This is a genomic window from Termitidicoccus mucosus (assembly GCF_038725785.1).
GTDB classification, from domain to species: Bacteria; Verrucomicrobiota; Verrucomicrobiia; order Opitutales; family Opitutaceae; genus Termitidicoccus; species Termitidicoccus mucosus.
On sequence record NZ_CP109796.1, the window covers coordinates 606062 to 627432 of the forward strand.

Consider the following 21371-nt stretch of genomic DNA (forward strand, 5'->3'; position numbering starts at 1 on the left):
CCAACTTGAGTTCCCCCTGAAAAACCATGAGCATCGACACATCCAGGTTTCTTGAACCCGTCCCCGGCGACGATCCAGCCGGCGAAGATCTCGCCGCCTCCGGCGCGCTCTTCGAACTCGACCGCATGATCCTCGGCAAGCCCGAGACGCAATTCTCCCCCGCCGAGGAGGCCGACTGGCGCGCGGTGCGCGAGCGTTGCGAGGAACTGCTTGGCAAGTCCAAGGACCTCCGCGTGGCCACGGCGCTCGCCGTCGCCCTCCTCAAAACCCAGGGCCTTCCCGGTTTCGCCGCCGGCCTCGCGCTCGTGCGCGGCATGCTGGAGACGTATTGGGAAACCCTCCATCCCAAGCTCGACCCCGAGGACGACAACGACCCGCAGGAGCGCGTCAATGGCCTCAATAACCTTGCCGCCCCCATCGGCACCGCCAGCGATCCCTACAAGACCATCGAAACCCTCCGCAAGACCCCTCTCACCCAGTCCCGCGAGGCCGGCGCCTGGGGGCTCGACGCCATCCTCGCCGCGCGCGATGGCACGCCCCTGCTCGACGGCAGCGCCGCCCCCTCCACCGCACTCATCGACGGCGCGTTCACCGATTCTCCGCCCGAATTCCTGGCCGAGACCGCGACGGCCATCGAGTCCGCGCTGGAAAACTCCCAGGCGATAACCGCCTATTTCACCGATACGCTCTCCGCCTCCACCTGGCCGACCTTCGATCCGCTCGTCGCCGACCTGAAGAAATTGAAAAACACCGTCGCTTCGCATGCCGGCGCGGAGGGCGGGGCAGGGGAGCCCGATGCCGCTTCGGGAGCGGACGACGATGCGGGTGGCGCGCCTTCCTCCGGCGGCGCGTCCGTCGGGCGCCGCGCCCCCGAGGGCATCGCGACCCGCGAGGATGTCGTCCGCACCATCGACCTCATCATTGCCTACTACTCCCGCAACGAACCCTCCAGCCCCATCCCGCTCATTCTCGAGCGTGTGAAGCGCCTCGTCCCCATGAGCTTCATGGACATCATTAAGGACATGACGCCCGACGCGATGGACCGCGTCACCCTCATCACCGGCGCCAAACCCCCGGAGGACTCCCTCTAGCCCGCGCGCGCCGCGTTTCCATTTCTCGCGGAGCAATCCGCCGAAAACAACAACCTCGTCAGAGCAACCATAACCAAAACCAACCCCCATAAAATAACATGGCCAAAGCAAGTAGTCAGAAATTCATCGCGCGCAACCGCGCGCCCCGGGTTCAGATCGAATACGATGTTGAGCTCTACGGTTCCGAAAAAAAGGTCCAGCTCCCGTTCGTCATGGGCGTGATGGCCGATCTTTCCGGCAATCCCGCCGAGCCGCTCGATGCCGTCGCCGACCGCAAGTTCCTCGAAATCGACGTGGACAACTTCGACGACCGCATGAAGTCCGCCAAGCCCCGCGTCACCCTCCAGGTGCCCAACACCCTCACCGGCGAGGGCAACCTCAACGTCGAACTCAACTTCGAGAGCATGGACGACTTCTCGCCCGCCGCCGTCGCGCGGAAGGTGGACGCCCTCAACAAGCTCCTCACCACCCGCGAGCAGCTCTCCAACCTCCTCACCTACATGGATGGCAAGACCGGCGCCGAGGACCTCATCGCCAAGCTCCTCAACGACCCGGCGCTCCTCAACACGGTTTCGGCCTCCGCCAAACCCGCCGGAGAATAAACCAGCAACCCAACCCATTCCACCACGACCATGTCAGACGAAACCGCATCCGCAGCACAAGGCGCGCCCCAGGCCGCGACCGCTGAATATAGCGAATTCCAAAACCTGCTCAACAAGCAGTTCAAACCCAAGACCGACGAGGCCAAAAGCGCCGTCGAGGCCGCCGTGCAGACCCTTGCTCGGCAGGCCCTCGCCGCCACCAGCCTCGTCTCCGACAACGCCATCACCACCATCGAGAGCATCATCGCCGAGATCGACCGCAAGCTCACCGAGCAGATCAACCTCATCATCCACCATGAGGATTTCACCAAGCTCGAAGGCACCTGGCGAGGACTCCACCACCTCGTCAACAACACCGAGACCGACGAGTCGCTGAAAATCCGCGTGCTGAACATCTCGAAAAAGGACGTGGCCAAGACCCTCAAAAAGTTCAAAGGCACCGCCTGGGACCAGAGCCCGCTCTTCAAAAAACTCTACGAGGAAGAGTTCGGCATGCCCGGCGGCCAGCCCTACGGCGCCATCATCGGCGACTACTACTTCGACCACTCCGCCCCGGACATCGAAATCCTCTCCGGCATGGCGCAGATCGCCGCCGCCGCGCACGCCCCCTTCATCACCGGCACCAACCCGGCCGTGATGAACATGGAGTCCTGGCGCGAACTCGGCGACCCCCGCGACCTCACGAAAATCTTCCAGACCCCGGAATACGCCGCCTGGCGCTCCCTCCGCGAGTCGGCGGACGCGATGTATCTCGGCCTCACCCTGCCGCGCTTCCTCGCCCGCATTCCCTACGGAGCCCGGACCAGCCCGGTCGAGGAATTCGCCTTCGAGGAGGACATCACCGGCACCGACCACAACAAATACGTCTGGTCCAACGCCGCCTACGCGATGGGCACCAACATCACCCGCTCCTTCAAGCTCTACGGCTGGTGCGCCCGCATCCGCGGCGCCGAGTCCGGCGGCATGGTCGAGGGGCTCCCCGTCCACTCCTTCCCGACCGACGACGGCGGCGTGGACATGAAGTGCCCCACCGAAATCGCCATCGGCGACCGCCGCGAGGCCGAGCTGGCCAAGAATGGCTTCATGCCGCTCTCGCACTGGAAAAACACCGACTACGCCGTGTTCATCGGCGCCCAGTCGCTGAACAAGCCCGCCGAATACGAGGACCCCGACGCCACCGCCAACGCCGCGCTGGCCGCCCGCCTCCCGTATCTCTTCGCCACCTGCCGCTTCGCGCACTTCCTCAAGTGCATCGTCCGCGACAAGATCGGCTCCTTCAAGGAAAAGGAGGACATGCGCAGCTGGCTCCAGAACTGGATCATGCAGTATGTGACCAGCGATCCCACCGCCTCCGAGGAATCCAAGTCCAAGTATCCCCTGGCCGCCGCCGAGGTGGTGATGGAGGACGTGCCCGGCAACCCCGGCTACTACTCCGCCAAGTTCTTCCTCCGGCCGCACTATCAGCTCGAGGGCCTCACCGTCTCCCTGCGCCTGGTCTCCAAGCTCCCCTCCGCCAAGTCCGGCTGATTATAAAAGACGAAAACCCATCCGGTCGCGCCGCGTCCCAGTGCCCGGCGCGACCGGCATGATTACAAACAAACCCGCCCGTTATAATTATAATAGACTTTATCAGCCGGCGGTTGCGTGAGATTTCTTTTCCCGCAACCGCCGCCTTTCGCAATGCTTGATATTATTCATAACCCCTGTTCATCCCTCCCTCCGTCATGCCGCTAGTCGATGCCTACATGAATTACACCGGGGGGATCAAGGGCGGCTATAAGGGCTCCCATCACCAGGGCTGGTCCGAGGTGTATGAGTTCAGTTACAACCTGGGTGGCGGGAGCCCGTCGCTCTCCATCACCAAGCCCGCCGACAGGGCCAGCAACATGCTTTATTATCGCTATCTGCAATGCCGCTTCAAGGACGCGGTGGGCCAGTCGGGCGTCAATGACCGTACCATCGAGGAGATAAACCTGGAGCTGTGCCGCATGGGGGACTCCAACAACGGTGGCAAAGGGAATGGGTTCGCCTTCATAAAATACCGTTTCAAGGGATGCCGGATTCTGCATTATGAAATATCCAGGGGGGATTCCGACGAGGACGCCCCGGAGGAGAAGCTCTCCATCGGGTTCAAGAAAATGTTCATGATCCATCACCGTCCGAACGATCCCTCCATGTTCGGATGGAATTTCAGGGAGAACAAAAAAGAAACGCCCCCCGGCGACATGACCGCGCCTTGATTTCCAACAGCCATGCCGTTTTACGCTTATATAAAAATTCCAGGGGTGGGAAACACCGAGTCCACGGACCTTTATTATGGAAAGGACTGGATTCCCGTCCGCTCGTATGATTTGGACAGCGGCGGGAATAATGAAGGCATCTCCCAAAAAAAACCGAAAAACCTGGGTTCCGAGAGTGATAAAATGGCATGGGGCCATTTGAGTGCTTTGCGGAGGCGGCATGACGATGAGATAAATGACGGCGGAGTAAACAACCTGTTTGGCGATGATGACAGCACCGCATGGATCGCCGACCTTCAGCAAATGGAGGGCAGGATGACCGAACTTGCCGAAGGAGGCGGCATGACAATCACCAAGCTGATGGACACCGTGACCCCCAAGCTGCATCAGTTCTGCATGGAATGCGCGCACGGCGGGGACCGCGGCGCCTTCCTCAAGGGAAACGTGGAATTGCATATCTGCCGCGAGGTGGAGAAAGACGGGAAGCCGGAGCCCCAATTGTTTATGGCCTATTTGCTGGAGAATTGCGGCATCGCCTCGGTGAATATTAATGCCTCCGACAGTGCAAACCTGTCCGAGACCGTGGCGATATCCTTCCAGAAAATCACCACCGCCACCAATTTCGACGGCGCGGACTGGTTTTGCAAAAGCTGGGACATGGTGCGCGGGGAGGAGGCGTCAACCAACTGGAAACCGGTCCGTCCCCCAAAATCCCAGATCTGATGATTTTTCCATGCAGCGCGCTGCGCCACACCAGAAAAACTCGCCCTTTCATGCGCGACACAAAGGACGAAAAACAAATAATAGATCATGGCATTCAATGCATATATCGTATTCGAGGACCCCATAATCAAAGGGGAGTCCGATCCCGCCGATTATAATGAACTCAAGGGCAAGTGCCCGGTCCAGATGGATTCCTACGAATTCGCCACGACCATGGCGGTTCCCGCCCTCCGTTCCGACAGCGGCTCCGGCACCTCCGGGCGCGGCAAGTTCGAGCCCTTCAAGTTCGCCAAGAAGGTGGACACCGCCAGTCCGATCCTCGCCTATCACGCCGCCGCCGGCACCGTGTTCAAGCTCGTGACGATCAGCCTCTATTTCGACACCCAGGACTCCGGCTCCTCCACGAGGTCGCCCGTTCGCGTGCTGGAAATAAAGATGAACCAGGTCGTCATCAGCGAGACCGCGGTCAAAGGGGCGTCCGGGGACGACCTGCCCTCCGAGGATATCACCATCAACTTCGGCAACATCGAATTCAAATACCAAAGCGTGAACCCGGAGAACGGGCAGGCTGGAAGCAAGAAGAGTCAGTTCACCTGGTCCGCGCTCAAGAACACAGGCACCAAGGCCTGATGCAGATCCTCCGTTTCACCCATAACCATTAACACACATCATCACCATGGCAGTTGACGCATATCTTTATATCACGGGCATGGAAAACTTCGGCGAAAGCCAGAGCGAATATGCCACCAAAGTCAGCCTGGGCGCGATCGAGATCACCGACTACGGATTCGGTGTCACGATGCCCATCGCGGAAAACCGTTCCGCCACGGGCGCGGCCACCACCGGACGCGCCGACCTGACGGAGTTCGAGTGCACCAAGAACCTGGACGCCACCACGGCGCATCTGTGCCACGCCTGCATGAGCGGACGGCACATCGACAAAATCACATGCCGCATCTTCCGCTCCGTCGGCGAAACCAATGTCGAGTATGTGACATTGGAGTTCACCGATGTCCTCATCACCTCCTGCACGGTCAGCGGTTCGGGGGACGAGCTGCCGAAGGAAAGCCTCAAGTTCAGCTACGGCGCGATCAAATACTCCTACGCTGTGACCAACCACGCCACTGGCGCGAAGACAGGCGAGGTGGCCCAGTTCCTCTGGGACGAAATCCTGAACAAGGGCGACAAGAAGATGGCCAATCCCCCGAAGATCAACGAGCGCCTCAAGCTCGGCGCATAACCGCCACCCACATGCCTTCCCCATCCGACCTCCTCAAGCACGCGGATATCGACGGGGCGCTGGCGGCCGCCAATCAGGCCGTCCGCGCCGCCCCCGCCGATCCGAAACAGCGCCTGTTTCTCTACCAGTTGAACTGCGTGCTCGGGCGGTGGGACAAGGCGCTCAGCCAGCTCGCGATCTTCGCGGAGCTGTCCACCGATCCCGAGTCCAAACTCACCGCGCGCATCTACCGCACCGCCATCCAGTGCGAGGTGTTTCGCGCGGAGGTGTTTGCCGGGAAACGCCAGCCCCTGCTCCTCGGCGAACCCGAGGAGTGGGTGGCTTGTCTCATGCAGGCCTGCCAGTTGCTCGCGCAAGGCCGCGCCACCGCCGCCGCCGAACTGCGCGACCGCGCCTTCGAGGCCGCGCCCGCCACGCCCGGCGCGGTTGACGGGCGTCCCTTCGCCTGGCTCGCCGACGCCGACAACCGCCTCGGCCCGGTCGTCGAGCTGTTCATGGAGGGCAAATATTATTGGGTGCCGGTCAACCGCATCCGCCGCATCGCGCTGGAGCCGCCGCAAAACCTCAGCGACCTCGTCTTCGCCCCCGCTCAATTTATGTGGACCAACGGCGGCGAGGGCGCGGGCTTTATCCCGGTGCGCTACGCCGCCCCCGCCGGCGCGGACGCGAAACCCGACCCGAAGTGCCTGCTTTCCCGCCTCACGCAATGGCGCGAACTGCCCGATGGCTTCACCGTGGGCTCGGGCCAGCGCATGCTGGCCACCGACGCGGAGGAAATCCCGCTGCTCGACTGCCGCGTGATCGACTTTCAAGGCGGCGAATAGTCAATCCGCAAAAACGCCGCCCCTATTCATTATTTTTCTCCATCTGATGAATTCATTCGGTAAGCAAAAACATAAAACCACCAAAACCAATAATAAAGACCCTAAGACAAGGACGTAACAATGGCCAATAAATCATACGAAATGGTGCAGTTCAAGGATGTGCTGCCGATCATAATCGAATCCTATTACAAGGATTTTCCCTATGCCAGAAACAAAAAGATCCCCGTGAGCATTTCCGTCTCCCTGCCGGGGAATGCCTATGATGCGTTCACGAAAGACCCCTCGTGGATGCAGCGCGCCCAGCAGAAAATCTCCGAGGGGATCAAAAAATGGCTTAGGCTCGCAAACGAGGCGGCAAAAAACGGTGCCGGCAAGTTTTCCGAGGATCAGAGAGAGGCAAAGTATTATCTCTTCCTCGGAAAAGAAATGGAAAGCATGAAAAAGACGTTTGAAAACGCGGCCCAAAAAGAATGCGTGAACATTATCAAGGAATATAAAAAGGAGCAGGATAATCTTGAGGAATACAGGATCAAGGCGGCCGCGAAAATCGCCGTCTCCGGTGTGAGCACTGCCTGCTCCGCCGTCCTGGCTGTGCTCACCGGAGGGGCGGCGGCCCCGCTGTTTATTATCGCCACATGCAGATCGGCAGCGGGTATTGCCCAGGAATGCATCAAGCTGGCCTCCACCGTGGACACCACGGCAAAATATGTGAAGGGCGAGCTCAAAATACTTTCGGCCTTCATGCTGGACAGCAATTACAAGCTTTTTGAGGCCAGGGAGAAATTCCTCAAATACGAAAATGAGCAGGAGGAGACCAACGCCAAATACGAGCAGCTCAAATCCCGCATTTTGGAATTGCAGCAAAGAATAGGAAAGGCCGGAAAAACAAAAGAACAGGATGCGAAAAACAAGCAGAAGCTTGAGGCAGCCAGAAAGGACATGGATGCCAATTCCAAGGAGAGGGCGGCGCTTGAGAAAAAAATGGCGACCCTGAAGAAAGAGCAGGAGAAGATCGAAAAAAGTGTGAACGCCCCAAAGGGTCTATTTAGAAAAATATTCAAAAGCGGGCGCAAAAGCGCGACGGAATTAGGATTGGGCGCGCTCAGTGGCGTGGTGGGCTTGGAAACGCCGTCATTGGCGAATTGCAAGTCGCATATCGAGCTGCACGACACAAACATTGGCAAAGTGAGCGGATTGTCCCACAAACTGTCCACCAGTCTCTACGGCGCGATGGACAAGCAAAAGGAAACCCTCTCCGCGAGCGCGACCGCCTTCGCGACGGCAAAAAACAACATAAAAGCAAAATTCGCCGAAATTCTTAAAAATAATCCGGGCAATGCGGCAAAAATCACGACGGCTCTGGGCACCGCCCTGAAACAACTGGACAAGGCTCAGAAAAACTACGAGGCCGCCATCAAAAAAGCCGAGGGAATGTTGAACACGCTTATAAACGACATAATTGCAGCGAACGAGAAGGTTGATGAGTCAAAAGAACTAAATGCAAAGTTCCGTCAGGCAATTGAACTTTTGCACAAAGGGGTTCCCAACGCTTTGGATTACACGGCGACAGTCGTGAGCCTCGGCACCGGTCTGGCCTTGGGGTTTGGCGCGGGTCTCGGATCGGGGGCCGCGGAAATAGCGGCAACAATCGGTGACGCAACCCAGGGACTTGTGGCTGAACTCGGTGCAATTGTCATTGATGAGATCGGATGACTAAAAAATTAGAGGCGGAAGCTGAACTGCTTGGTTTCCGCCCTCTTTCCGCTCGTTTTTCATATAACTATTAGCCGGTATGCCGCCCGACGACTCCTCCCTCTACAAGCGCGTCCATCCCTGCCTGCTCGACCGTCTCACGGACGACGAGCCGGCCAAGGGGGAGGAGAGCCGCGCGCAGCGCGTGGTCTCCGTGCAACGCTACCGCGAGGGCGTGCTGCGCGACCTCACCTGGTTGCTCAGCACCAGCGCGCACCTGCCGGTCGAGGGCGTGAGGCGGGAGTTCCGCATCGGCGACTTCCCGGAGGTCGAGCGCTCCGTGCTCAACTACGGCACGCGCCACCTCTTCGGGCTCACCGCGCCCGACATGGGGGCGCTGGAAAAGGCGATGGCCGTCGCGATTCGCGTGTTTGAGCCGCGCATCATCCCGAACACGCTCCGCGTCCGCGCGTTCATGGAGCGGCAGCTCGTGAGTTTTGAGATTCACGGCGATCTCTGGGCCAATCCCATCCCGGAGAAATTGTATATAAAAACCCAAATCGACATCGAGGCGGGCGCCGAACGGGCGATTTCCAGCATTACCAGTGGATAAACGACTCCTCGATCATTACAACAACGAGCTCCGCCACCTTCGCGAGTCGGCGGCGGAGTTTGCGCGCGAATATCCGAAAATCGCCGGGCGCCTCGCCATCGACCCGGCCGGCAAGGACGCCTGCCCCGACCCCTATGTCGAGCGCCTGCTTGAAGGTTTCGCCTACCTCGCCGCGCGCGTGCACCTCAAGCTCGACGCCGAGTTTCCGCGCTTCACGCAGTCGCTGCTGGAGACCGTGTATCCGCATTTCCTGACCCCGGTGCCGTCGATGGCCGTGGTAAAATTCGACGCCAACGAGAAGGACGCAAACCTCGCCAGGGGCGCCGTCGTCCCGCGCGGCAGCACATTGAAAAGCATCTTGGGCAAGGGCGACCGCACGCCCTGCACGTTTCGCACCGCGCACGACGTGCGGCTGCTTCCGGTGCGCGTGGACGAGGTGCGTTACTTCACGCGGGATGTGCAGACGCTCGGTCTCCCGCGGCATTTGCAGGCGAAGGCCGCCATCCGCATCCGCCTGCGCGCGACCGCCGGCCTGACCTTTGGCAAGATCGCGCTCGATCCGGTCGCGTTTTATCTGCGCGGCGCGGGCGAGCTGCCGGTGAGTATTTTCGAGCAGATTTTCGCGCACCGTCTGGGCCTCGTGGTGCAGTCGCCCGCGCAGCGTGGAAAAACGGTCGGCGTGTTTGAACCGGACGCGATCCGGCGCGTCGGTCTGGAGGAAAACGAGGCGCTGCTGCCGCCCAGCCCGCGCAGTTTCGAGGGCTACCGGCTGCTGCGCGAGTATTTCGCGTTTCCGCAGCGTTTCCTGTTTGCCGAGCTGTCCGCATTCGGCGGCGCGCTCGCCGAGTGCCCGAACGACAACCTGATCGACCTCGTCATCCCGCTCGCGCAGCAGGAGCCGAGGCTGGAAGGGCGCATCGACGCGTCCTGCTTCGAGCTGGGTTGCACGCCGGTCATCAATCTCTTTCCCAAATCGCTCGACCGCATCCAGCTCACCGAGTGGCTGTCGGAGTTTCATGTCGTGCCCGACCGCAACCGCCCGCTCGATTTCGAGGTCTTCCAGATCGAGTCGGTCAAGGGCCTCGGCGAGACCGCCGGCGAGGAGCAGATGTTTCACCCGTTTTATCTGGCGAAGGACACCGACATGTCCTCCGCCGCCTACTACACGTCGATCCGGCAGCCGCGCGTGCTCACGGCCCGCGAAAAACAATTCGGCAAAAAATCCGACTACACCGGCACGGAGGTGTTCATCTCGCTGGTGGACGCCAACGCCGCGCCGTATCGCGCCGACTTGCGCCAGCTCGGCATCCAGGCGCTTTGCACCAACCGCCACCTGCCCATCCAGATGGCGATCGGCGTGGCCGCCGCCGATTTCACCATGGAAACCAGCGCGCCGATCACCGGCATCCGCTGCATCTCCGGCCCGACCGAGCCGCGCCCGTCGATGGCCGAGGGGCGTTTCTCGTGGCGGCTCATCAGCCACCTTTCCCTCAATTACATGTCGCTGGTGAACGCCAAGGCCGGCGAGGGCGCCTCGGCCTTGCGCGAGATCCTGAAACTCTACGTCGAGGACGGCAACCGCGAGCTTGCCCGCCAGGTGGAGGGGCTCACCGGCGTGAGCGCGCGCTCCGTGGTGCGCCGCTCGCCGGCGGCGGGCCCGATCTCGTTCGCGCGCGGGCTGGAAATCGCGCTCGAGTTCAACGAGGACGCCTTTGAGGGCACGGGCGTGTTCCTGATCGGGTCCGTGCTCGAAAACTTCCTCGCAAAATACGCGTCGATCAACGCGTTCACCGAAACCGTCATCCGCACCGGGCAGCGCGGCGAGATCGGCCGCTGGCGTCCGAGGCTCGGCAAACGCCCCGTCCTATGAGCGATCCACTCGAAAAGGCGATCACCTCGATGGACTTCTTCCGCGCCGTCCGGCTCATCGACGCGGCGCATCCCGACCTGCCGCGCACCGGCGGGGCGTTTTCGCCCCGGCAGGAATGCGTGCGTTTCGGCCAGTTGCCCGAACTCACCTTCGCGACCTCGCCGCTCGAGTCGTTTGTCCCGGCCACCGAGACATCGCCGCCGCGCCTCAACGTCAACTTCCTCGGCCTGCTCGGTCCCAACGGCCCGCTGCCCGTCCACATCACCGAGTACATCCGCGACCGCATGCGCAACCACGGCGACCGCACGCTCGTCGCCTTTCTCAACCTGTTCAATCACCGCCTCATTTCGCTTTTCTACCGCGCGTGGATGATCAACCAGCTCGCGCTCGACCTCGACCGCCCCGCCGAGCAGAATTTTTCCTATTACATCGGCAGCCTTTTCGGCGCGGGAGCCGATCCGAACCGCGACACCGACAGCGTCCCGCTCAACTCGAAGCTCTATTTCACCGGCCGCCTCGCGAGCCAGTGCCGCAATGTGCAAGGGCTCCAGTCCATCCTGCGCGAGTTTTTCGACGTGCCGGCGTCGCTGGAGACTTTTGTCGGGCGCTGGATGCCGGTTCCCGAGGATAGCCGCCTGCGTCTCACCGGCGCGCCCTCCACCTGCACGCTCGGCCAGACTGCGGTCATCGGCACCCGCGTGTGGGACACGCAACTCTCGTTCCGCGTGCACATGGGGCCGATGAGTTTCGCCGACTACCGGCGGCTCCTGCCGCGCGGCGAGTCGTTCCGCCGTCTGCGGGACTGGATCCTGAACTACGCCGGCGCGGAGCTTTACTGGGACGTGCGCCTCATCCTTCGCGCCGATGAAATCCCCATGCTCCGCCTCGGCGAACAAGGCGGCCAGCGCCTCGGCTGGACCACCTGGCTGCACTCCAACCCGCCGGTCCGCGACGCCGGCGATCTCATCGCGTCGCCGCCCGACACGCAGAAATTATGACCGCAATGAGTATCCAATAAAAGAATACAACGACCGCCTTTCCCATTTTCCCCTCATCCGGAACACGAAATTTTCATCCCATGCCCGAAATCAAACGCTCCACCCTCTTCGGCAAACTCAATCCGCTCGCCTACAAGGCGCTCGAAGGCGCCACCGTCTTTTGCAAGATGCGCGGCAACCCCTACGTAGAGCTTCTGCACTGGCTCAACCAGATTTTCCAGACGCAGGACACCGATCTGCACCACATCTGCGGCCATTTCTCGCTCGACGCCTCGCGTCTCGCCGCCGACCTCACCGCCGCGCTCGACCGGCTCCCGCGCGGCGCCACCGCCATCGCCGATTTTTCCCCGCACATCGAGCGCGCCACGCAGCAGGCTTGGACCTACACCACGCTCCTCTTCGGCGAGAACGCCATCCGCACCGGCCACCTCGTGCTCGCCATCATCAGCGCGTCCGATCTCCGCCACGTGCTCCTCCAGATTTCAGCCGAGTTTGCCAAAATAAAGGAGCAGCCCCTCGCAGACAACTTCGCCGCCATCACTGAAAAATCCCCCGAGGGCCGCCTTGCCGCGCCCGCGGCCGACGCCACCGGCGGCGTTGCCCCCGGCGAGGCCAGCGGCGCCGTCGCCCCCGCGCAACTCGGCAAGCAGGAGGCGCTCAACCGCTACACCACCGACCTCACCGCGCAGGCCCGCTCCGGCAAGATGGACCCCATCCTTTGCCGCGACGACGAAATCCGCCAAGTCATCGACATCCTCATGCGCCGCCGCCAGAACAACCCCATCCTCACCGGCGAGGCCGGCGTCGGCAAGACCGCCGTGGTCGAGGGTTTCGCGCAGCGCATCGCCTCCGGCGACGTGCCGCCGCAGTTCAAGGATGTTTCCCTTCGCTCGCTCGACATCGGCCTCCTCCAGGCCGGCGCGAGCATGAAGGGCGAATTCGAGCAGCGCCTCCGCCAGGTCATCGAGGAAGTGCAGGCTTCGCCCGCGCCCATCATTCTTTTCATCGACGAGGCGCACACCCTCATCGGCGCGGGGGGCGCCGCGGGCACGGGCGATGCGGCCAACCTCCTCAAACCTGCGCTCGCCCGCGGCACCCTGCGCACCATCGCCGCCACCACCTGGGCCGAATACAAAAAACACATCGAGAAGGACCCCGCGCTCACCCGCCGCTTCCAAGTCGTGAAAGTGGACGAGCCCTCCGAGGCCGCCGCCGTCGCGATGATTCGCGGCCTCGCTCCCGTCCTCGAAAAACACCACCGCGTGCAGGTGCTCGACTCGGCGCTCGAGGCCGCCGTCAAGCTCTCGCACCGCTACATCCCTTCGCGCCAGTTGCCCGACAAAGCCGTCAGCCTCATCGACACCGCCTGCGCCCGCGTCGCCATCTCGCAGCACGCCGTCCCCGCCGAAATCGAGGACACCCGTCAGCGCATCCTCATCCTTGAGGCCGAGCTCGAAATCCTCGCCAAGGAGACCACGCTCGGATCCGACCACCGCGAGCGCGAGGCGAGGGTGCGCAAAAATCTCGAAACCGACAAAGCCCACCTCGCGAAACTGGAGGCCGGCTGGGCCGCAGAAAAAGACCTCGTCACCCAAATCCTCGCCCTCCGCCGCCAACTCGCAGACACCCTCAAAGCCGGGGCCGGGGTCACCGGCTCGAGTGGCACGGGCGACTCGCCCGTGGAATCGAGTGACACGGGCGTCCCGCCCGTGCCTCCCACTGCGCAAACCGCCACCGAGCCCCAAAAAAAGAAAAAATCCCGCGCCAAAAAAACTTCCGCCGAGCCCTCCATCGCCGAGCCGGACAACGCGCCCGACACCGATCCCGAAACCGCCCCCCTCCGCGCGCAACTCCGCGACCTCGAAACCAAGCTCTCCGCGCTTCAGGGCGAATCGCCGCTCATCCTTCCTGCCGTTGGTGATCAGGCCGTCGCCTCCGTCGTCGCCGACTGGACCGGCATTCCCGTCGGACGCATGGTGAAAAACGAGATTCAGTCCATCCTCGGCCTCGCCGACGCGCTGGAAAAACGCATCATCGGCCAGCGTCACGCGCTCGAAGCCATTGCCAAGCGCATCCAGACCTCACGCGCCGGCCTCGACAACCCGAGCAAACCCATCGGCGTCTTCATGCTCGCCGGCACCAGCGGCGTCGGCAAGACGGAGACCGCCCTCGCCCTCGCCGAGACGCTCTACGGCGGCGAGCAAAACGTCATCACCATCAACATGAGCGAATTTCAGGAGGCGCACACGGTTTCCACGCTCAAGGGCGCGCCTCCCGGCTACGTCGGCTACGGAGAGGGCGGCATCCTCACCGAGGCCGTCCGCCGCCGCCCCTACAGCATCGTGTTGCTCGACGAAGTCGAAAAGGCGCATCCCGACGTGCACGAAATCTTCTTCCAGGTTTTCGACAAAGGCTGGATGGAGGATGGCGAAGGCCGCCTCATCGATTTCAAGAACACGATCATCCTCCTCACCACCAACGTCGGCAGCGATCTCATCATGAATCTCTGCAAGGACCCCGAGCTCATGCCCGACGCCGACGGCATCGCGAAGGCCCTGCGTCCCGCGCTGCTGAAGGCGTTTCCTGCTGCGCTGCTCGGCCGCCTCGTCACCGTGCCCTATTTCCCGCTCAGTGACGAAATGCTCCGCGCCATCATCAGGCTCCAACTCGGACGCATCGTGCGACGCATCGCGGCCAACCGCAACATCGCGCTCACCTACGGCGATGATGTCGTCGCGCATATCTCGGCCCGCTGCACGGAAAACGAAAGCGGCGGCCGCATGGTCGATGCCATCCTCACGCAAACCCTGCTCCCTGACATCAGCCGCGAAATCCTCACCCGCATGATGGACGGCCTCAACCTGAAAGCCATCCACATCGGCGTGAAGGACTCCGCCTTCACCTACGCCTACAAGGAATAAACGGCTGAAGGACTGAGCTCCTCGCGTCCTCCGGCGCCCCGGTCTCCCTCCGCATCCGGCCCTCCCTCCAGATTTTTCGCCATGTCCGACGAAACCTATACGCAAGACAACCGCGCCGCCCGCATCACCACTCCGCTCGGGAAGGACAAGCTCCTCCTCCGCAGCGTCCGCGGGGTCGAACGCCTCGGCGGACTTTTCGAATACGAGGCCCGGCTGCTCAGCACCGATGTGGACATCGACTATAAACAAATTCTCGGCAAGGAAATCACCATCACCATCGAAAGCCCGATGAAGGACGGCGGCACGCGCCACATCAACGGCATCGTGCGTAGTTTCGGCCAGACTGGCTCCGCCGCCACCCTGGCCAAATACACCGCCATCATCGTCCCCAAGCTCTGGCTCACCACCCGCACCGTCGACTGCCGCATTTTCCAGAAAAAGACCGCCAAGGACATCCTTTCCGAGATTATAAAAAACGACGCCGGCATCACTGATTACAAGGACTCCGCCTCATCCTCCGGCTCCGCCGAGCGCGCCTATTGCGTCCAGTATCGTGAAAGTGACTTTGCCTTCGCCAGCCGCCTCATGGAGGAGGAGGGCATTTATTATTATTTCGAGCACGCCGATGGCAGCCACACCATGGTGCTTTGCGACGCGCCGGCCTCGCACTCCGCCGCGCCCGATGCCGCCAGCATTCCCTTCCACGGTCGGACCGGCGCCAACGACGAGCAGGCCTTCCATTCCTGGGGCATGCGCCATGACGTCAACACCGGCGCCTATGTGCTCGCCGATTACAATTACACCACCCCCGGCACCGTTCTCCGTTCCAACGCCGTAGAAAGCCGCGGGCACCCCGAGGACGCCCACGAAGTGTTTGACTATCCCGGCATGTTTGCCGTCGCCGACGACGGCGAGCGTCTCGCCAAGATCCGCCTCGGCTCCCTCCAGGCCCGCCACACCACCTACAGTGGACTCACCACCGCGCTCACGCTCGCGACCGGCACGAAATTCACCCTCATCGACCACCCCAACAGCGCCTACAACGCCGAGTATCTCGTCATCGAAAACGAACTGGCCGTCGAAAACCCGCCCTATTCCGAGGACGAGACCGGTCGCGATTTCGCCTTCAAGTCCCGTGTCACCGCCATCCCCGCCTCCCAGCAATACCGCCCCCCGCAGGCCACGCCCGTCCCCGACCTTCGCGGCCCCCACAGCGCCGTTGTCACCGGCGCCGAGGACGATGAAATCCACACCGACAAATACGGCTGCGTGAAAGTTCGTTTCCACTGGGATCGCGACGACGAGAAAAAAGGCGAGGACAGCACCGTTTACCTCCGCGCCGCCCAAATGTGGACCGGCAAAAACTGGGGAACGCTCTTCATCCCCCGCGTCGGACAGGAAGTCATTGTCGAATTCCTCGACGGCCATCCCGACCGCCCGGTTATCACCGGCTGTCTCTACAACGAGGAAAACCTCCCCCCCTACGCGCTCCCCGATCACAAGACCCGTTCCACGATCAAAACCCAAACCACCCCCGAAGGCGGCAAATACAATGAAATCCGCTTCGAGGACAAAAAAGACGAGGAACAACTCCTCATCCACGCCGCCAAGGACCACGAAATCATCATTGCCAACGATCGGGTCGAGCAGGTCGGCAACGAATCCCATCTCGCCGTCCAGGGCGACACGCTCGAATTATACAACAAGGATCACCACCTCACCGTCGCCGGCAACCAGCACATCACCATCGGCGTCGGCGCGCAGGATCAGGAGGGCGACGCCAACATCGGCGACGGCTCCGGCGAGGGGGAAAAGGCGCAGGAAGGCGGCGGCCAGTTTGTCACCATCAAAGGCCCGAGCGTCGTCGAAATCACCGGCAAATCCTCCCGCACCGTCAAGGACGACGCCGGTGAGAAGTTTGAGAAGAATTATGCCACTTCCGTCACCGAACAACGCTACGTCAAGGCGAAGGAAATCATCCTCGAAGGCACCGAGAACATCACACTCAAGGTCGGCGGCACCTCCATCGCCATCAACGCCGACGGCGTCAAAATCAAAACCGGCGGTGAAATCTTCCTCGACGCCGGCAAGGACATCACCGTCAAGAGCGGCGCGAACATCGCCCAGACCGCCACCCAGAACATTACCGCCGAGGCCACCTCCAGCCTCGAAATGAAGGGCACCGCCGGCGTGAAAATCGAGTCCAGCGCGAACCTCGACGCCAAGGCAGGCGCCAACCTCGCCCTTGAGGGCACCGCCCAGGCCATCATGAAAGGCAACGCCAAGCTCGGACTGGAGGGCGGCGCGATGGCCGAGCTTAAGGCCTCCGGCATCCTCACCATCCAAGGCGCGCTTGTTAATATAAACTGACGCCTGCAACCGGCCCCTGGCTTGAAATCCCCGCATGGTTACAAACAAACCCGATCGTTATAATTACAATAGACTTTATTAATCATCAGTCATGTGTGACTTCTTCCCGTAACCCACAGCCTCAACTAACAAATCGCCATGGCAAATAAGCATCTTTGGAACAGCACTGGCAGGAAAGTTGCGCGGAGTTCGAAAAACTCACGCTGAAATATTTTCCGCGTGGGGAAAAGGTATGCGACACACTCGATGGCATTGACACGGCGCACAACAGCCAATTAAAAAAGATAAAGGCGAGCCCGAAGAGACATTAATCGTTTGCATATAAAATATATATAATCATGGACGCGAAGGACGGAACCGAAATCGAACCCGAAGCCATAGAGAAACCACCCCTCCTCCCTCGCAAGGTGGACGAACGTCTTGACAAGGAGGGAGGGAGCGACACTTGACGAGCTCCTTGGCCGGGTAAATTCAGATCCATCGAGAGGCGTCATTTGCCGGTGCCTCTAGGATGAAAATAAGTCAGTTATATAATATACAAATAATATCTATATACACCATGGCCATCAAACTTCCACCGAAACTTCCCGCGCCCTATGCGCTCAATGATTGGCTGGCGCTGGGATATGACAAGGATCCCAAATTCACCAAAAACCACAAGCAACTCGGCAAGGTGTTGATCGCGCTCAAAAAAACCAGGCCGCCGACGGCGGAGGCGTTTCAGGAGTTTACCGAGTGCACCGCCTATGCCATCAAGCGCATCAGGAAACTTCTCAAGGCGCCCGAGCTGCCGGAGGCGGTGCTGGAATTTTGCCAGCCGTTTTTAAAGATCCTCCTCAAATGGCAAAAGGGCGCTGTCAAGGCGCAGGATATCATCATGGAGGCCGACGAGGAAAACGCGGCCGAAACTGCCGCAATGGAAAAGGGCTTTTCGCAGGCCGCCAGGCAGGCGGAGAGCTGCATGAGTGGATATATCAAGCTCGCCGGCGCGGTTCAAAAACGTCGCAAGGAACTGGACACGCTGGGCAAGGTGATCAAATCGGGCGCCTCATCCGCCAAGATAGACGCCTTGATCAAGGGGCTTCGCGGAGGGGCGCTGGTCAAGTCGCTGGAGGTCGATTATGGGAAATGCGCAAACTTGCAGAAAGCACTGCCCGATGACAAGGCGCTCAGAATCGCCCGGCAGTCGGTGGACCCCGGCAAAAACGCGGGCCTCGCAAAACAAATCCAGGCCGTTTCGGTTGCCGTGGCTGGAATTGATAAAATCGCGCGTCAAATCGAAAAAAGTCTGGCCGAATGCGGCAGGACGGTGGAGGCGATCCTCAAGGCCTATGATTCGAGATGAGTTCCCGCAACCGTCATACTTTTCATTTAAGTCCCGCAACGATCGATAAGTCTGTCTGATGAAAACCCCCTTATTCCTCATACACCTGTCGGGAACGGCATCCGGCAGCAGCCCTGAAGCGCCGCGGCCTTCCGGGCGTGCTTCGACAACCTGAAAAAGTCCAGCATGGATTCGCACGACGTCGTAAAACAGATCCTCAAGGAGATCCCCGCCAAGCAAATTGCCGCCGAGCTGGGGGTTTCGTTGTCGCTGGTTTACAAATGGGCCGAGCCGCCACTCGTCGGCAGCGGGGCGAGCAACCCTCTGGATCGCACCGAGGTGCTCACGCGCATTTCCGGCAGCATCGCTCCGCTCGAATGGCTTTGCGCGCGCATGAATGGCACGTTTGTGCCGGGGGCACCGCCGGAGGTGCCCGAACTGCATGTCCATCGGATCGGCCCTGAACTCGTGCGCGAGCTGGGCCGGTTGCTGGGCGAGCTTTCCGAGACCGCGACGGAGGGCGATATTGGCAAGGCCAAGATAAAATCGCTGCGCAAACAATGGGAGCACGTCAAAAAAATCGCGGAGATGTATGTCCAAGCCGCCGAAAAGGGGCGTTTGAAGACAATCCCCACGAATAGCAAACCGATGCCATGAATACGAAAAACTGTAAAATGTTTCATTCAAGAACACCGGGCGCATGAATAAATGTCAGATCGCGGCAGCCCGCGAATAACCATCCAAACCCTGCACGCCTTATTTCCCGCCATGCCGGTCTACAAGCCACCAGAAATTCCACTCATCCTTACCCGCAAATACTGGGATTCAAGCAAGGACCTTGATCCGGAATTGCGGGCGTCATCTCCATGCAAAGATGCGCTCGAAAAACTGGACAAGGCTTATACACGGGTTGATTTCAAGAAACTGAATGTATTTTTGAATGCCACCGTCACGTGGGCAAAATATGATTTTTCCCATTGGAGCAAGGAATGTGACGATCTCTGCAAGGAATTTATTGTAAACGGTGTGATGGATTTGCGTGTGGCAATCAAAAATGTTGGATTGGCCGCCGTTGCGACTGAGAAGAAAGCAGGCAAAAAGGACAAGGATAGCGTTGTCCTGCTCAAAAAGATGGCAAAAGCGGCCGATGATTTCGTGAAGGAGTTTCGTCCCGAGGATATTGAAAAACTCATTCGGGCCAAGGAATCTGAAGTGAACACCGCGATGCATGCGTTTGCCTCCCGCCCCGGTGATGTGGTCCGGCAGCTTTTGGCCAAGGCCAAGACCGCGGCCGCTGCGCTCATGAAACATCCCGATCCCGCCATTTTTAACAAAACCCTCGGACACGGAAGCGCGGGCTTGGTGCAGGCATTGGTGCAAGCCACCAGCATGATGGCGCAGATGCCGGACAAAGGCATCTCCTATGAGGGCGCGGGTGCGGCCAGGAATATTGCCAAGGTGCTGGCGGCGATGAAGCCACTGCCGGATGGAGCTGCCGAGGCGGATGTCATCAAAGCCTTGAAGATCGTGCTCACCTGCCTGGGCGAGGCCGCGAAGCTGCCAAAACTGAAAACATTTTAATATCCGCTTTATTAAAGATCTCGAGCAGCGGGATTACCCTTGAATTTCAGACAGAGAAAGCAGGTCACTTGCCTCCGTCGCGAACTTTTTTAAACGCCATCTCCGCAGCCGGGTCCTTGCGGCAGAACCGCGAGAGCAGAGTTATTATGCGTTTGAAAGCGAAATGGTATCAGATAATTTCCAGTTTGTCTTTGGACGGGAGCGGCGGGAAGGGGGTGGCGGGCGGGGATTGATACCAGTAGGCGACGGAGGCAATGTCGTCTTGCAGCGGGAGGTAACGGCGGCCGGAACGCCATCCGAGGGCCTGGATGGTGACGCGGATGTTTTTCTCGAAACGCACCGGATCCATGATGTGCCAGCGATACATCCCGAAGCGGGTTTGCGAGCGATAGACGCCGTCGGGGCGAAGAACTTGCGGAAGACCGGCATAGGGCGTCGAGTATTCCTGATACTGCTTCGTCTCCCGGTTCTCGAAATTGAAGGAACCGCAGAAATAATCCTCCGTGCCCGTGCCGCAGATGGTCGGAAACTCGCCGTCGCCGTCGAGGTAGAACTTGATTTCGCCCTCGCCCCACCAGCCGGAGTTGTTCACGCCCCATGCCATGTAGGTGCCGGCGTAGTGGCCGCGGCCCTCGATACCGTCAAGGATTGTATAAACTTGTTTGCAGGGGAGGGGATTGACGCGACGGAACTGGGCGTGGAAATACGCCGCCTCGGCGGGGATTTCCTGGAGCGAGTAGTCGATTTGATAAAACAGCAGCATGTCCTCGCCCGCGATGTTTTCAAAGGTAACGCGGCAGCGTTTGCGAAAGGGCATCGGCCAGTAGCAATTGAAGGCGCTGCCGGGATTCACGCACACGGCGAGCGATGAGACCGGGGCGAACTTGTCCCAGCCGCATGCAAAAAAATCACCGGCGGGACACTCGATGGCGGGGCTGGGGTTGTCGTCCCAATAAAACCTCAAAATGCAGAAGCGCCATGAGCTGGCGGCAGGGGTCAGCCAGATGTGCTGGATGAGGCCGGGGCCCTCGATGCTGGCGAGTTCGAAGGTGCTCCCGGCGGCGATTTTCACGCTGGGAGAAACTTTCCATCCACGCCCGAGTTCGCGGGCGGCGTGCGCGCCTTCGCCTTCCGTCGCCATGCCGCCCGCGCCTTTTGCGCCGGTGAAATTTTCCGGGCTGATGGAGCGCGAGCGGGCGGTGCTCAGGAGGGGGAGCGTGGCGAGCGAGGAGATGAAGGGGTGCGGCGGGTGCATGGGAATAACAGGACTGATGGGACTAGT

Annotated in this window: 18 protein-coding genes; 17 read left to right on the plus strand and 1 reads right to left on the minus strand. The window is 60.5% G+C overall.

What is annotated here, in order from left to right:
• Positions 1-26: 26 nt before the first annotated feature.
• The 17 genes from tssA to OH491_RS02165 all read left to right on the plus strand — a co-directional run bounded on the left by tssA (position 27) and on the right by OH491_RS02165 (position 20089).
• Positions 27-1091, plus strand: a complete 1065-nt coding sequence (gene tssA / locus OH491_RS02085; protein WP_068769553.1) for a type VI secretion system protein TssA — start codon at positions 27-29, stop codon at positions 1089-1091.
• 98 nt (positions 1092-1189) lie between these two features.
• Entirely contained in the window at positions 1190-1693 is a 504-nt protein-coding gene (gene tssB, locus OH491_RS02090; RefSeq protein WP_068769552.1) for a type VI secretion system contractile sheath small subunit, read from the plus strand.
• Between the two features lie 30 nt (positions 1694-1723).
• Complete coding sequence (gene tssC, locus OH491_RS02095; protein ID WP_068769551.1) at positions 1724-3220, plus strand: type VI secretion system contractile sheath large subunit; 1497 nt, start codon at positions 1724-1726, stop codon at positions 3218-3220.
• Positions 3221-3417: 197 nt separating this feature from the next.
• Complete coding sequence (locus tag OH491_RS02100) at positions 3418-3933, plus strand: type VI secretion system tube protein Hcp (protein WP_068769550.1); 516 nt, start codon at positions 3418-3420, stop codon at positions 3931-3933.
• A gap of 12 nt (positions 3934-3945) precedes the next feature.
• Positions 3946-4656, plus strand: coding sequence for a type VI secretion system tube protein Hcp (locus OH491_RS02105; RefSeq protein ID WP_068769549.1), 711 nt, complete (start codon positions 3946-3948; stop codon positions 4654-4656).
• An 87-nt stretch (positions 4657-4743) separates the two neighbouring features.
• Complete coding sequence (locus OH491_RS02110; RefSeq protein ID WP_068769548.1) at positions 4744-5286, plus strand: type VI secretion system tube protein Hcp; 543 nt, start codon at positions 4744-4746, stop codon at positions 5284-5286.
• Between the two features lie 46 nt (positions 5287-5332).
• Complete coding sequence (locus OH491_RS02115) at positions 5333-5896, plus strand: Hcp family type VI secretion system effector (RefSeq protein ID WP_068769547.1); 564 nt, start codon at positions 5333-5335, stop codon at positions 5894-5896.
• Positions 5897-5907: 11 nt separating this feature from the next.
• Entirely contained in the window at positions 5908-6720 is an 813-nt protein-coding gene (locus tag OH491_RS02120; RefSeq protein WP_068769546.1) for a type VI secretion system accessory protein TagJ, read from the plus strand.
• A gap of 120 nt (positions 6721-6840) precedes the next feature.
• Positions 6841-8433, plus strand: coding sequence for a hypothetical protein (locus tag OH491_RS02125; RefSeq protein ID WP_068769545.1), 1593 nt, complete (start codon positions 6841-6843; stop codon positions 8431-8433).
• Between the two features lie 79 nt (positions 8434-8512).
• Positions 8513-9025 (plus strand): type VI secretion system baseplate subunit TssE, encoded by a 513-nt coding sequence (locus OH491_RS02130; RefSeq protein WP_068769544.1) that lies wholly within the window; start codon positions 8513-8515, stop codon positions 9023-9025.
• Positions 9018-10895 (plus strand): type VI secretion system baseplate subunit TssF, encoded by a 1878-nt coding sequence (tssF, locus tag OH491_RS02135; RefSeq protein ID WP_068769543.1) that lies wholly within the window; start codon positions 9018-9020, stop codon positions 10893-10895. The genes OH491_RS02130 and tssF overlap by 8 nt, the downstream gene beginning before the upstream one ends.
• The gene (gene tssG, locus OH491_RS02140; RefSeq protein ID WP_068769542.1) at positions 10892-11893 is read left to right on the plus strand and encodes a type VI secretion system baseplate subunit TssG; all 1002 of its coding nucleotides are present in this window, start codon (positions 10892-10894) and stop codon (positions 11891-11893) included. Before tssF ends, tssG begins: the two co-directional genes overlap by 4 nt.
• Positions 11894-11973: 80 nt before the next feature.
• A complete protein-coding gene (tssH, locus tag OH491_RS02145) occupies positions 11974-14814 on the plus strand; it encodes a type VI secretion system ATPase TssH (protein WP_068769541.1) in 2841 nt (946 codons plus the stop codon).
• A gap of 81 nt (positions 14815-14895) precedes the next feature.
• Complete coding sequence (locus OH491_RS02150; protein WP_068769540.1) at positions 14896-17184, plus strand: type VI secretion system Vgr family protein; 2289 nt, start codon at positions 14896-14898, stop codon at positions 17182-17184.
• A 559-nt stretch (positions 17185-17743) separates the two neighbouring features.
• Positions 17744-18529, plus strand: a complete 786-nt coding sequence (locus OH491_RS02155; protein ID WP_068769539.1) for a hypothetical protein — start codon at positions 17744-17746, stop codon at positions 18527-18529.
• Between the two features lie 165 nt (positions 18530-18694).
• Positions 18695-19165, plus strand: a complete 471-nt coding sequence (locus tag OH491_RS02160; protein ID WP_068769538.1) for a hypothetical protein — start codon at positions 18695-18697, stop codon at positions 19163-19165.
• Positions 19166-19276: 111 nt separating this feature from the next.
• Entirely contained in the window at positions 19277-20089 is an 813-nt protein-coding gene (locus OH491_RS02165) for a hypothetical protein (RefSeq protein WP_068769537.1), read from the plus strand.
• A gap of 169 nt (positions 20090-20258) precedes the next feature.
• On the opposite strand, the gene OH491_RS02170 is transcribed toward OH491_RS02165, so the two are convergent.
• Complete coding sequence (locus OH491_RS02170; protein WP_068769536.1) at positions 20259-21344, minus strand: glycoside hydrolase family 172 protein; 1086 nt, start codon at positions 21342-21344, stop codon at positions 20259-20261.
• Positions 21345-21371 lie beyond the last annotated feature (27 nt).

Bases quoted from the DNA above. Each gene is read 5' to 3' on its own strand.
- tssA (WP_068769553.1), top strand. From the start codon at position 27: ATGAGCATCGACACATCCAGGTTTCTTGAACCCGTCCCCGGCGACGAT.
- tssB (WP_068769552.1), top strand. From the start codon at position 1,190: ATGGCCAAAGCAAGTAGTCAGAAATTCATCGCGCGCAACCGCGCGCCC.
- tssC (WP_068769551.1), top strand. From the start codon at position 1,724: ATGTCAGACGAAACCGCATCCGCAGCACAAGGCGCGCCCCAGGCCGCG.
- OH491_RS02100 (WP_068769550.1), top strand. From the start codon at position 3,418: ATGCCGCTAGTCGATGCCTACATGAATTACACCGGGGGGATCAAGGGC.
- OH491_RS02105 (WP_068769549.1), top strand. From the start codon at position 3,946: ATGCCGTTTTACGCTTATATAAAAATTCCAGGGGTGGGAAACACCGAG.
- OH491_RS02110 (WP_068769548.1), top strand. From the start codon at position 4,744: ATGGCATTCAATGCATATATCGTATTCGAGGACCCCATAATCAAAGGG.
- OH491_RS02115 (WP_068769547.1), top strand. From the start codon at position 5,333: ATGGCAGTTGACGCATATCTTTATATCACGGGCATGGAAAACTTCGGC.
- OH491_RS02120 (WP_068769546.1), top strand. From the start codon at position 5,908: ATGCCTTCCCCATCCGACCTCCTCAAGCACGCGGATATCGACGGGGCG.
- OH491_RS02125 (WP_068769545.1), top strand. From the start codon at position 6,841: ATGGCCAATAAATCATACGAAATGGTGCAGTTCAAGGATGTGCTGCCG.
- OH491_RS02130 (WP_068769544.1), top strand. From the start codon at position 8,513: ATGCCGCCCGACGACTCCTCCCTCTACAAGCGCGTCCATCCCTGCCTG.
- tssG (WP_068769542.1), top strand. From the start codon at position 10,892: ATGAGCGATCCACTCGAAAAGGCGATCACCTCGATGGACTTCTTCCGC.
- tssH (WP_068769541.1), top strand. From the start codon at position 11,974: ATGCCCGAAATCAAACGCTCCACCCTCTTCGGCAAACTCAATCCGCTC.
- OH491_RS02150 (WP_068769540.1), top strand. From the start codon at position 14,896: ATGTCCGACGAAACCTATACGCAAGACAACCGCGCCGCCCGCATCACC.
- OH491_RS02155 (WP_068769539.1), top strand. From the start codon at position 17,744: ATGGCCATCAAACTTCCACCGAAACTTCCCGCGCCCTATGCGCTCAAT.
- OH491_RS02160 (WP_068769538.1), top strand. From the start codon at position 18,695: ATGGATTCGCACGACGTCGTAAAACAGATCCTCAAGGAGATCCCCGCC.
- OH491_RS02165 (WP_068769537.1), top strand. From the start codon at position 19,277: ATGCCGGTCTACAAGCCACCAGAAATTCCACTCATCCTTACCCGCAAA.
- OH491_RS02170 (WP_068769536.1), bottom strand. From the start codon at position 21,344: ATGCACCCGCCGCACCCCTTCATCTCCTCGCTCGCCACGCTCCCCCTC.